The organism is Pantoea sp. GW821-FHT03E06 (genome assembly GCF_059420725.1).
The window spans coordinates 3,927,645-3,939,702 of the sequence record NZ_JBWKUG010000001.1 but is presented as its reverse complement, the minus strand read 5'-3'; the positions used below and the strand labels follow the sequence as shown (position 1 = coordinate 3,939,702).

General features: G+C 55.3%; 12 protein-coding genes. 6 read left to right on the top strand and 6 right to left on the bottom strand.

The window, feature by feature from the left end:
- Window positions 1-17: 17 nt before the first annotated feature.
- Window positions 18-365, top strand: coding sequence for a hypothetical protein (locus AC07WB_RS18415; RefSeq protein WP_097095727.1), 348 nt, complete (start codon window positions 18-20; stop codon window positions 363-365).
- A 239-nt stretch (window positions 366-604) separates the two neighbouring features.
- Complete coding sequence (locus tag AC07WB_RS18410) at window positions 605-1,501, top strand: alpha/beta hydrolase (protein ID WP_097095728.1); 897 nt, start codon at window positions 605-607, stop codon at window positions 1,499-1,501.
- An 88-nt stretch (window positions 1,502-1,589) separates the two neighbouring features.
- Here the strand turns inward: AC07WB_RS18410 and AC07WB_RS18405 are convergent, their stop codons facing one another.
- Window positions 1,590-2,507 carry a bestrophin family protein gene (locus AC07WB_RS18405; protein ID WP_494940974.1) on the bottom strand — a complete coding sequence of 306 codons (918 nt, stop codon included), beginning with the start codon at window positions 2,505-2,507 and terminating at the stop codon, window positions 1,590-1,592.
- A 95-nt stretch (window positions 2,508-2,602) separates the two neighbouring features.
- Window positions 2,603-3,505, bottom strand: coding sequence for a LysR family transcriptional regulator (locus AC07WB_RS18400; RefSeq protein WP_097095730.1), 903 nt, complete (start codon window positions 3,503-3,505; stop codon window positions 2,603-2,605).
- A gap of 95 nt (window positions 3,506-3,600) precedes the next feature.
- On the opposite strand from AC07WB_RS18400, the gene AC07WB_RS18395 reads away from it, so the two are divergent.
- Window positions 3,601-4,422 (top strand): SDR family oxidoreductase, encoded by an 822-nt coding sequence (locus AC07WB_RS18395; protein ID WP_345827860.1) that lies wholly within the window; start codon window positions 3,601-3,603, stop codon window positions 4,420-4,422.
- A 160-nt stretch (window positions 4,423-4,582) separates the two neighbouring features.
- Complete coding sequence (locus AC07WB_RS18390; RefSeq protein ID WP_494940973.1) at window positions 4,583-5,599, top strand: zinc-dependent alcohol dehydrogenase family protein; 1,017 nt, start codon at window positions 4,583-4,585, stop codon at window positions 5,597-5,599.
- Window positions 5,600-5,671: 72 nt separating this feature from the next.
- On the opposite strand, the gene AC07WB_RS18385 is transcribed toward AC07WB_RS18390, so the two are convergent.
- Together AC07WB_RS18385 and gorA are read right to left on the bottom strand one after the other, a co-directional pair.
- Window positions 5,672-6,604 (bottom strand): nucleoside recognition family protein, encoded by a 933-nt coding sequence (locus AC07WB_RS18385; RefSeq protein WP_494940972.1) that lies wholly within the window; start codon window positions 6,602-6,604, stop codon window positions 5,672-5,674.
- Window positions 6,605-6,942: 338 nt separating this feature from the next.
- Window positions 6,943-8,295: a glutathione-disulfide reductase gene (gene gorA / locus AC07WB_RS18380; protein WP_345827866.1), complete on the bottom strand. Its 1,353-nt coding sequence runs from the start codon at window positions 8,293-8,295 to the stop codon at window positions 6,943-6,945.
- Between the two features lie 249 nt (window positions 8,296-8,544).
- On the opposite strand from gorA, the gene rnz reads away from it, so the two are divergent.
- Complete coding sequence (gene rnz / locus AC07WB_RS18375) at window positions 8,545-9,456, top strand: ribonuclease Z (protein WP_494940971.1); 912 nt, start codon at window positions 8,545-8,547, stop codon at window positions 9,454-9,456.
- Here rnz and AC07WB_RS18370 read toward each other — a convergent pair.
- Together AC07WB_RS18370 and AC07WB_RS18365 are read right to left on the bottom strand one after the other, a co-directional pair.
- Window positions 9,453-10,265: a CPBP family intramembrane glutamic endopeptidase gene (locus AC07WB_RS18370; RefSeq protein WP_494940970.1), complete on the bottom strand. Its 813-nt coding sequence runs from the start codon at window positions 10,263-10,265 to the stop codon at window positions 9,453-9,455. The genes rnz and AC07WB_RS18370 overlap by 4 nt on opposite strands.
- A gap of 37 nt (window positions 10,266-10,302) precedes the next feature.
- Entirely contained in the window at window positions 10,303-11,145 is an 843-nt protein-coding gene (locus AC07WB_RS18365) for a 23S rRNA (adenine(2030)-N(6))-methyltransferase RlmJ (RefSeq protein WP_097095738.1), read from the bottom strand.
- 310 nt (window positions 11,146-11,455) lie between these two features.
- On the opposite strand from AC07WB_RS18365, the gene AC07WB_RS18360 reads away from it, so the two are divergent.
- Window positions 11,456-11,881, top strand: coding sequence for a YuaE family lipoprotein (locus AC07WB_RS18360; protein WP_320204472.1), 426 nt, complete (start codon window positions 11,456-11,458; stop codon window positions 11,879-11,881).
- The last annotated feature ends 177 nt before the right edge of the window (window positions 11,882-12,058 follow it).

Here is a 12,058-nt window from a genome sequence, read left to right as displayed (position 1 = left end):
AATTACTGGAGCCTATTATGAAAGCGTTATTACTCGCCCTCGTTGGGCTGTCACTGTCCGCCAGCGCGCTGGCCGCCGACGGTGATAATAATCAGGAAGAAAATGTTTATGCCAGCCAGCTGTGTCATTTGGTGAGTAGCGAAAAGAAGACCAGCGATTTGGATGGTTACACCGAGAAAATGAAGTCGCAGCTCGCGGCCAGCCAGTCGTCATCGGCGATACAGCAACCGGAATTTAATGAAGAAATCGCGCAGGAAGTGATTAGCGCCTGGCTGGAGTTGGGCGAGGATGAACGCGGAAAGCTGCGCCACGATCAATCGCAATGTGAGCAAACGGTGATGACCCAGTTCCAGCAGCAAGATTAATAGCCGTCATACTTCAAGCGGCAGCTGCGTTGGCTGCGTTCGTTTACCCCTGTCACGTACTTGCTGCCGCTCGAATTATTTAGGTTATTCGAAAAAGCTCGCGCCTTATCAGGCGCGTTTTTTTATGGCTTTTTTGTATGATTTACGTACATAATCGCCAGCGTTGAAATAAGACACGCATCACATAATGAGATTCAGCTTTTATAGCTGGCATTTTTTGCATACTGACACTGGGCAAGATGATTACACGTCGTCACTTTTTGTTGGCTACCGGAGCAACCGTTCTCTCCATGACCACGGGCAAGCTGTTTGCTCGCGATGACGTCATTCCGCTGTGGCCCGACGATCCGCCAGGCGGCGGCGGCCCTTCAGGTTTGCTCAAAGTGAACAAATACGGTTCCTGGACCAACATCGTTTCCCCCGCCATTCAGCGTTTCCGTCCGGAAAATCCCAACGGCGAAGCGGTGATCGTCGCTGCGGGCGGCGGCTATCGTTTTATCGGTATGGGGCGCGAAGCCTGGCCGGTAGCGCGCTGGCTGAATGCAAACGGCTATACCGTGTATGTCCTCAGCTACCGTTTACCGGGCGAAAAGTGGCAGGCGGGCAATCTGGCACCGCTGCAGGATGCACAACGGGCGATTCGCCTGGTGCGTTCGATGGAGCGCAAAGTGCACGTGCTGGGCTTTTCTGCCGGCGGGCATCTGCTCGGCATGGCGGCGGCGCGTCCGAATTTCGACTCGTATCCGGCGCAAGATCCGCTGGATCAGGTCACGCCTAACGTCGATAGCGTGGGGTTGATTTATCCGGTGATCACCCTTGAAGCGCCGTATCAGCACACCAACACCCACCTGATGCTGGTTGGCAATAACGCCACGCCAACGCAGGAAGCCAACTGGTCAGTGCAAAACTACGTCACGCGGCACTATCCACCGACCTTCCTTGCGCAGGCCGAAGACGATCACACCTCCAATCCTCATAACACTGAAATCATGCGGGATACCTGTCGCCGCATGCGCGTGCCGGTTGAGCTGATTGAGCTCAGCAAAGGCGGACACGGGTTCGGCCTCGGTAAAGCGGGCACGCCAGCCGCGTTGTGGGATCAGGCTTATGTGCGCTGGCTGGATAATCTGAGTTAACCCTGGTCGCCATAAATGGCGTCATCATGATTCGTGCGTGCATGGGGACGGTCGCCATAAATGGCGCCCCTACAGATCTCCAGAAACATCACGTCAAATTAAAATGCGCATCCGGCTGTAACGGTTCCGGTAGCGACCGTTCGCCATTCATCGCTTTCAGATCGCGTGCGATATTAACGCACAGCGCATCAAGCGGCAGATGGTTCGGCGCGGTGCCAAACGGGTGCTCCAGCTCCTCCGCCAGCGCTTCCAGTGACAAAAAGGTGTAGGAGATAAACATCGACACCAGCGGCGTCATCAGGTGCAAATCCGCCACCAGCGCGAACGGCAGCAGCGTGCAGAACAGATACACGGTACGATGCAGGATCAGGCTGTAAGCAAACGGAATCGGCGTGTTGGCGATGCGATCGCAGCCGCCCAGAATGGTGGACAGCTGACTGAGATTTTCATCAATGCTCTGCCAGATAATATCCGATATGTCCCCTTCATCGCGGCGCTGCGCCAGCCAGGTGCTCAAACACAATAAAACCTGCGATGTAGGCATAGGATGATTCAGCACTGCGCTGTGCCAGTTATCGGGCAGCAGGCGCTGCAAATCGGCCTGCACCGGCGTTTTACGCAGGCGGTGTTTCAGGCTCCAGCTAAACGCCAGCAGCAAGCCGGTAAATTCCCGCACCTGTTCTTCACGAATGCCGCGAATGCTTTTAATTTGCCGCAGCAGCGAACGCTCGGTGATATGCAAGTTACCCCACAAGTGGCGGGCTTCGATAAAACGCGCATAGCTGGCGTTGTTGCGAAAACCAAGGAAGATGGCGATCGACACCCCGACCAAACTAAAAGGCGCGGTGGTGAGGTGAATGCCGAGGGTCGAATACCACGGATAGCCAAAGATAGCGATCAGCGACATGAGTAGATTGAGTGACAGGCGAAACACGATGTTGCTAAGCACCGAGCCATGCCAGTCAAACAGCCGGATAAACCAGTGTTGATGGGGACGTACGATCATTTTGCGATGGTGTATTTTTTAGGTTTTGTGGCGTTAGGGTACGCCGGTCAGCACGGCGGAATCAACGCCATTGCTGACGCTTTTTTAAGACCGAATCATGAGATGCGCGGCAAGCTGACTTTCAACGCATCAATAAACAACCGCAGCGCCATGGATTGGTGGCGGTTGGGCGGGAACCACAGCGCAATTCCCGCTGATTGCACTCGCCAATCGGCCAGCAATTCAACCAACTGGCCGCTGCGCAACGCTTTTTCTACATACAGCGACGGCACGTAAGCAATGCCTAACCCGGCAAGGGCGGCCTGCGCCATCAGCGCGTTGCTGTCCAGCGTGAGCGTGCCGGGCACATCAATTTCGTGCGTTTCTGCCGCCTGCGCATATTCCCAGTGATAACGTTTGCCGCTGGGTAAGCGCTGGCGTATGCACTGCTGCCGCAGCAGATCGCGGGGATGCTTAATCGGCGCGTGCAGCGCCAGATAAGCTGGTGCTGCCACGGTGACAAACGTCAGCGGACCACCGAGCGGAACCGCCACCATATCCTGCGGTACATCCTCAAGTAGCCTGATTCCGGCATCAAAACCGGCGGCGGTGATGTCCACCAATGCGCCTTGTGCGGCGAAATCGAGCTGGATATCGGGATAACGGGCGCTAAATTCCGCCACTACGTGCTGCAACAGCAAACCGATTGAGGCATCACTGGCGCTGATGCGCAACGTGCCGTAGTGCTGTTGGCGGCTGGCTGAGATGTCGTGCAGCACCTCATCCATCTGATTCAAGAGCGGCGAGAGTCGATCCAGTAGCTGCTGCCCGGCATCGGTGAGCGACACGCTGCGCGTGGTGCGCTGAAACAGCTGAACGCCCAGATTGTGCTCCAGCGTTTTCACCAGATGGCTGAGCGAAGAGCGCTTTAATCCGAGCTGCTCGGCGGCACGACGAAAGCTGCGCTGTTCACCCAGGGTTTTGATGGCTTGCAGCTCGTGCCACGAAGGTCGTTTCATTGGTGGTTTTTCCTCACCGGGTCATACGCGATTAGGTAGATTATCTCCACCAGTAAAGCGATCTACCATCAGGTTTTCAATAGGAGGAGCACAACATGAAAACCTGGTTAATTACCGGCGCCAGCAGCGGGCTAGGTCGTTTGATGAGTGAACGTTTACTGGCGCGTGGCGATCGCGTGCTGGCTTGCATACGTCGCGAACAGGCGATGGCCGATTTGCAGCAAACCTATGGCGAGCAGCTGCAGATTGTTGCGCTGGATCTGGCGCAAACCGATCGTATTGCGCCCACCATTGCGGATGCTTTTAAGGCGGTCGAACGCATTGATGTGGTGGTGAGCAATGCCGCCTACGGCCTGTTCGGCGCGGCGGAAGAGTTGAGTGATGCGCAGATTGATCGCCAGATCGCCACCAATCTTACCGGTTCCATCCAGCTGATTCGCGCCGTCATTCCCCTGTTACGCAAGCAGGGCGGCGGACGTATCGCGCAGATTTCTTCAGAAGGCGGCCAGGTGGCTTATCCCAACTTCAGCCTGTATCACGCCAGCAAATGGGGCATTGAGGGATTTGTCGAGGCGGTGCGTCAGGAAGTGGCCAGTTTCGGCATTGATTTCCTGCTGGTGGAGCCGGGCCCAACGGCGACGAATTTTGCTACAGGATTGGATATCGCTGACGCGCTCGAGGTATACCGCGATAACGCCTCAGGCCAGCTGCGCCGTGCGATTTTATCCGGTGATTTCACCATTGCCGGTGACGCCGGGAAATGCGTAACGGCGATGATTGAGACGCTCGATAAGTCCAGCATGCCGCTGCGCCTGGCGCTTGGCAGCACCGCCTATCAGCACATCGAAGCGGCATTGGAAAGCCGTCTGGCGGAGCTGCGCGCGCAGCGCGATGTGGCATTCGGCGCGGACGTGTAATCGCATAGGATGTTAGGCGGAATCTGCAGATAGCTGCCAAACTCAGCCATTATGCATTTTGCCCGGTGCGCATGAATGTGCACCCTATACCGGTCAGAGTAGGGTCGCCATTTATGGCGACCAATCCGCTCAATCCTATGACTCAAGGAGACGTTCTAACATGCAAGCGATGATCCTGAAGTATCCCGGCGGCTTAGAAAACCTGCAGCTGATCGATCTTGCCGATCCCGGCAAACCTGGCGCGGGAGAGATCCGTGTAGCGATCCACGCTACGTCGCTGAACTTCCACGATCTGCTGGTGGCGGATGGATCGATACCTACCGCCGATGGCCGCATTATGATGGCGGACGGCGCAGGCGTGGTGGAAGAGGTGGGCGCGGGCGTTACTGAATTTAAGCCGGGCGATCATGTGGTGTCATGCTTCTTCCCGCAGTGGCAGGATGGGTTGCCGTTGAGCCAGGTGGGCAATTTCACTCAAACGCCGGGCGACGGTGCGCACGGCTTTGCTGCCGAGGTGGTGGTACGTCCGGCGCAGCACTTCACGCTGGCACCGCGCGGTTGGCGCCATGCTGAAGCGGCGACCATCACCACGTCGGGGCTCACCGCATGGCGTGCGCTGGTGGGCGATGCGCAGATCAAAGCGGGTGATACGATCGTTACGCTCGGCACCGGTGGAGTGTCGATTACCGCGTTGCAGATCGCTAAAGCAATGGGTGCCCGCGTGATTGTTACTTCCTCCTCCGACGAAAAGCTGGCGCGCGCGCGTGAGCTGGGTGCCGATGCGGGCATTAACTATCGCAGCACGCCGGAGTGGGGCAAAGCGGTACAGCAGTTAACCGATGGCCAGGGCGCGGATGTGGTGATTGAACTTGGCGGCCCTGGCACCATGGCGCAGTCGATTGAGGCGGTGCGTGTTGGCGGGCATATCGCGCTGATTGGCGTCCTTACCGGCTTTGAAGGCGTGATCCCCACCTCATTATTGATGGCAAAACAGGCGCGTATTCAAGGGCTGATTGTCGGCCATCGCCGCCAGCAGCAGGATTTTGTCCGCGCACTGGAGCAGAACGATATCCGGCCAGTGATCAGCGATAGCTACGGTTCACTGAGCGATCTCCCGGCAGCGTTTAAGCATCAGCAGAGCGCGGGACATTTCGGCAAAATTACGGTGGAGTGGTAAAACCATAACCACCGTGAAGTAGCATGTTATTGATCACAGGGTGCTGAAGAGGATATTCAGCACCCTGAAGACTCAGAATAGGATGGCGTGTACCGTAGCACGCAGGGCGATACCGAGCAGAATGCCGGGAACGGCGAAGCGGAACAGGCGCGGGAAGCGGCTTGAAAGGCCAAGGAAAATACCAATGCCGGGCAGATCGAAGGTTTGAATCAACAAACCTGCCGAGGCGTTGATGTTATGGGCGCTGTATAAGCCTTTCTCCACCAGTCCCGCCACCACGCCGTAATAGGCGGTGCCGCCCGCCAGGCATTTTGTCAGCGCTGGAAGAATGTAGACGTCGGAAATGTGCAGCTTATCCAGCAGCGGCGAGAGCAGGCGCGTCAGCATTTCGATGCCGCCCGCTTCTTTTAAAATACCCACCACCGATAACGAAATAATTAACATCGGCAGTGAACCCATCGCCAGGCGAATGGCATCGGAACCGGCGCTGTTTATGATGCCAATCAGCCCCATTTTGCTTTCTTGATGGGTGACGGCTTCATCCTCGTTGAGCAGCGCGGCATCAGAGAGCTTGCGGCCAAAAAGGTGATAGGTGGCTGCCGCCGCGAGTACGCCACCGCAGATGGAGACGATCAGCGCCGTGCTCCAGTGCAATCCCGCCGGAATCAGTGGATAGAAGGTACTGGCCTGGCCCATGGCAAATAACATTGCCAGCGTGGCAGCCATATGACGATCCGAAGTGCCGCGCTTTTCCATAATCGCCAGCGCCGCCAGCGGGGCGGCAAAACTGACGAAATTAAGCTGAATCATGGCAAAAAAAGCCAGCCCGGTAATACCGAACGGTTTTAATAGCGGCGTGGCATGCCGCACCACAAAATCCAACAGACCTTTGACTTCCAGATATTTCATGATGAATAACATCACTACCATAATGGGAATTAAGGTGTAGAGCGCAACGTCCACTGAGGCTTTGCCCGCAGACATAATGATATCGATAATATTCATGCCAGATTCAGACCTGTGTTCACACCGTTCTCCCCGAAAAAATATTTAAATAGGCAAAGTAGTGCCTAAAGACGTTCAGTGACACCCCAACCTTAATGAATGCACCTTCCGTAGCGACGCAATTCATTGCGCGATAAATCGCGCCGCTACGGAATATGCGCTATGAGATATCGGTATTCATATGTCGAGTGAAAAAGCATTAAGCAAGGGGCTGCCCGTAAAGGAATAAATCTTATCTTTTGCCTGGATGGTTGAGTAGTGAAGAAAATGGAATTTAAATTGCAGATATAAAAAAGCCAGCCTGATAAATGGCTGGCTGTTATTTCCCGCGAGAAATATTAACGCATCGTCACAAACTCTTCGGACGCGGTGGGGTGAATCGCCACGGTATTATCGAAGTCTTTCTTGGTGGCGCCCATTTTCAGCGCTACCGCGAAGCCTTGCAGCATCTCATCCATGCCGTTGCCGATACCGTGAATGCCGACAATTTTCTCATCCGCACCTACGCACACCAGTTTCATACGGCACGGCTGGCGATGTTGGGTGACAGCGGTATACATTGCGGTGAAGGAGGATTTATACACCTTCACCTGATCGTCGCCGTACTGCTCGCGCGCCTGCGGTTCGGTCAATCCTACGGTACCAATCGGTGGATGACTGAACACCACGGTCGGCACGTTGCTGAAATCCAGATGCTCATCCGGCTTGTTGTTAAACAGGCGCTCAGAAAGACGACGACCTGCCGCCACCGCAACCGGCGTTAATTCAACCGCACCGGTGTTATCACCAACTGCATAAATGCCTTTGACGTTCGTGTTCTGGAACTTATCAACGTTGATATATCCCTTGTCGTTGAGCTTCACGCCGGTTGCCGCCAGATTGAGATTATCGGTTGCCGGTTCACGGCCAATCGCCCACACCAAACAATCCACGGTTTGCTCGTGACCGCTTTCCAGCTGCAGCGTCAGGCTGCCGTCGGCGTTTTTAATCACCGCTTTCGGAATCGATTCGGTGTGCAGCGTTGGACCTTCTGCCTGCATCACCTCAACCAACGTATCGACAATCAGCGGATCGAAGCTGCGCAGCGGCGCATGCTTACGTACAAACAGGTGGGTTTCTGCGCCCAGCGCATTCACCACGCCGGCCAGCTCCACGGCGATGTAACCCGCACCCACAACCGCCACGCGCTTCGGCAATGCATCCAGTTCAAAGAAACCATCAGAGTCGATACCGTATTCCGCGCCCGGCACGTTGGGATGGCTTGGACGACCGCCGGTGGCGATGAGGATGTGATCGGCGGTGAGGGTTTCGCCGTTCACTTCCACGGTATTGGCATCGATAAAGCGCGCGAAGCCTTTGATCACTTCAACCTTATTTTTACCCAGCACGTTATCGTATGAGCTGTGGATGCGATCGATGTAGGCGCTGCGGTTTTTCACCAGAATTGACCAGTCAAAACGATTTACCGTGGTATCGAAACCATAATCTGGCCCATAAAGATGAATAGCCTCAGCGATTTGCGCCGCATGCCACATCACCTTTTTCGGTACGCAGCCGACGTTGACGCAGGTGCCGCCCAGCTCTTTCGCTTCAATCAGCGCGCACTTTTGGCCGTGCATCGCGGCACGGTTAATCGAGGCGATACCGCCGCTGCCGCCGCCGATGGCGAGGTAGTCAAAATGTCTGGTCATCCGTTATGTCCATCTGTTGGAAGAAAATTGGCATAGAGTTTAACGCTTGAGGCGTGAGGCGCGCAAAGATTGCACCTATGAATGTAATAGGGTTGAATCCCGAAACCCGCCATACTTCAAGCCGCAGGCGCGTTGGCTGCATCCTTTAACCCCAGTCACATAGTGAACTATGCTCCTGGGGATTAAAGGATTTGCCGCCTTCCTGCAACATGAATTATGACGGGTGCTACTCGTCAAAAGGAAATGAATATGCAACTGACTTTTCTCGGCACCGGCGGCGGTGCGCCCAGCCTGCAACGTAACGTCACCGCGATTGCGCTGACGCTGTCGAAACGCGGCGAAACCTGGCTGTTCGACTGCGGTGAAGCAACGCAGCATCAGTACATGCGCTCGGCGCTCAAGCCGGGCAAGCTGGAAAAAATCTTTATCACCCATCTGCACGGCGACCACATCTTTGGCCTGCCGGGATTGCTCACCAGCCGTTCGATGGCGGGCATCCTTGATCCCATGACGGTTTACGGTCCCAAAGGTATTCGGCAATTTATTGAGACGGCGCTCAGCTTAAGCGGCTCATACACCTCTTATCCGCTGGAAATTGTCGAGATTGAAGCCGGTTTGGTGCTGGATGATGGCGAGTTCCGCGTTACCGCCTGGCCGATGAATCATGTGATTGAGTGCTACGGCTATCGCATTGAGCAGCACGACAAGCCGGGCTTCCTTGATGCGCCACGCCTCAAAGCCGAAGGCGTACCGCGCGGGCCGTGGTATCAGGATTTGAAAGCGGGCAAACGCATCCAGCTGGAAGATGGTCGGGAAATCAACGGCGCAGAGTATCTGGGTCCGGCCACCAAAGGTAAAGTGTTGGCGATATTTGGCGATACTGCGCCCACCGAGGTCGCGCTGCAGCTGGCCGCCAACGCGGATGTGATGGTGCATGAAACCACGCTGGAAGCGGCTCTGGTTGAAAAAGCCAACGGGCGCGGCCACTCAACTACCGTTCAGGCGGCTGAAGTGGCAAAACAATCAGGAGCAAAGCGGATGATCGCCACGCATTTCAGCTCGCGCTATCTGTCAAAGGATCGGGAGAAACTGCTGGCGGAGTGCCAGTCGGTGTTTGCTGCGACCGAGCTGGCACATGATTTCGCGGTATTCGAGGTTTAGTGCTGTAACGCCGGGTAGGTGAAAAACAGCAGATGCGTCATGTTGAACAGGAAATGGACGCCGGTGGCGACCCACAGGCGTCCACTCCATTGCCACGCCAGACCATAAATCAGCCCGGCCAGGGTGGCGAAAATCATCAGTAACGGCCCGCCGGGAAAGTGTGCCAGGCCGAACAGCAGCGACGTCAGCAACAATGCAGCTACGGCACCGATGTGTTGGCGCAAACGCTGTTGCAGATAGCCGCGAAAGAATGCCTCTTCCGCCAGCGCAACGAAGAACACGTTCGCCAGCACAAAACTGCCCAACCATTCCGGCCAATGGGGTTCAACGGCCAGGCCACCCAACTGCACCGCGACATAGAGCAGCAGCGGAATCGCCGCCAGCAGCGCCAGCCACAATATCTTGTAGCGCGTCGGAGCGGCCTTAGTGCGAAACAGCTGCGGCAAACAGATGAGCAACACAAACGGAATCAGCGCCTTATCGAAGTTATATGAGAAGCTGAAGGGCGCACTAAGCGGTCCGGCCTGCACATCTTCTACCTGACGCGGATTGTTGAAACCGGGGAAAAAGTGCAGAAACAGCCCGACGGCAATGGCAACGAGCAGGGCTTCGCTGACCAGCTGAATCCAGCGTGCGCTGTTTTCGACGCGAACCCACGCGATAACGGCGATGGCGCCGAGTAGCGTCATCGCCGGCCAATCCAGCACATCCTGAAACAAACCCAGAATAGTGGCCAGCGTGAGCAGCAGTACGGAAAAACGTTTGGCGGGCGACAGCATAGCAAGCGCGCCAGCCAGAATGATCCACATGGTAATTGTCCTTGTTGGCTGACGGCGCTACACGAACCTACTCTGGCACGATTTGCGTGACGCTGAAGTGACCGGTACCGGCAGGTACCAGCTTCTGATGCAGCCACGGCAGCAGCTCTTCCATTTGCGCTTTTAGCTTCCACGGCGGGTTAATCACGATCATGCCGGAAGCCGTCATGCCGCGCTGATCGCTGTCTGGACGCACTGCCAGCTCAATTTGCAGAATGTTGCGGATATTGGTGGCCTGCAGGTCCTTGATCATGTGTTTGATCTGTTGACGCATGACAACCGGATACCACAGGGCGAACACGCCGGTGGCGAAACGCTTGTGGCCTTCCTGAATACCTTTCACCACATCCTGATAATCGCTTTTCATCTCATACGGTGGATCGATGAGAATCAGACCGCGGCGGCTCAGCGGCGGCAGCTTGGCTTTCAGCTGCTGGTAACCGTCGCCACGCGCTACGCGCGCGCGCGCATCTTTGCTGAACTCGGTGCGCAGCAGCGGATAATCGCTGGAGTGCAGCTCGGTCAGCTCCATTTTGTCCTCTTCGCGCAGCAGGAAGCGGGCAATTAACGGTGAGCCGGGATAATACTTTAAGGTGCCATGCGGATTAAGGTTACGCACCGCCGAGAGATACGGCTTCAGCAGCTCAGGCACATCCGGCTGCTGCCAGATGCGGCCGATGCCTTCCAGATATTCACCGGTACGCTCGGCGTGCTCACCGCTGAGCAGGTAACGTCCGGCACCAGCATGCGTATCCAGATAGAGAAAAGGTTTTTCCTTCTCCATCAGAGCGGTGAGGATCAGGCTTTCAACGGTATGTTTCAGCACGTCGGCATGGTTGCCGGCATGAAAACTGTGGCGATAACTCAGCATAAAAAAGAGGGGTCCGCGGTTGGATCAAAGGGAGTCTATACATCGTGTGTGGCGCGATTATAGCCGCGCTGGGTAAAAATTGCTGACGTTTCGTGGGTGATTTAAGTTTTATGGCCAGGTGTCGTTATAGCGGCTTGCGATGCGTTTTGTTGTGGGAAATTTTTGCCATGTCATTGTCCAGTACGCGAATTTTCGCTGCAATTCAACGCGCCGAAGTGAAATGCCAGGTGTTTCTGGCAGGAGATTTTTTTGCTTAAAGCACCTTTAACAACTTCTGGTGAAAATGATGAATAAAATAACGGGTGTCGCAATGGCAAGTCTGTTGGCACTTACCGGCTGTGCGAAACCACAACCGGTGCAAAGCCTGGTCACGCCGCCTGCTGCGGCAGCACAGCCTGTTGCGCAAAATACTCCAGTAGGACAAGAGACATCCGTTGTGGTCTCACCGTCCGCTCAACCTGAGGCTGCGCCATTGACCGATGGCCTTTCAGGCAACATGGAGCAGTGCCGTAAAGAGCTGGATGCTATGCGTCTTTATAGCAAGGTGTCATATGCCAATTTCAATGCGGAACTGCAGAAAATTGACGCACAAACCCATAAATATTTGCAAATTAAACAATCGATTGGCGCAGATATTAATGATTTAGTGATGCCACGTTATCAGTTCCAGGCGCGTGAGTTGTGCTTCCGTATTAAAAACCGTCTATCACAACTGATTATTCGTCAGGCTGGCTAACACCTGCATTGATTGCCCGTTGTCGGTGTGGATAGCGCTATGCAATGCGATTCCTATCCCTCTTCGCTCAAATACGCTTCAGCTCGCCTTGTGGCGAGCTTTTCTTCGCCGGTCCATCCTTAGCGGCATTGATTTTCATGCTATCAAGCCGCATGTTAGGTAGATTGCGTCGCGCGA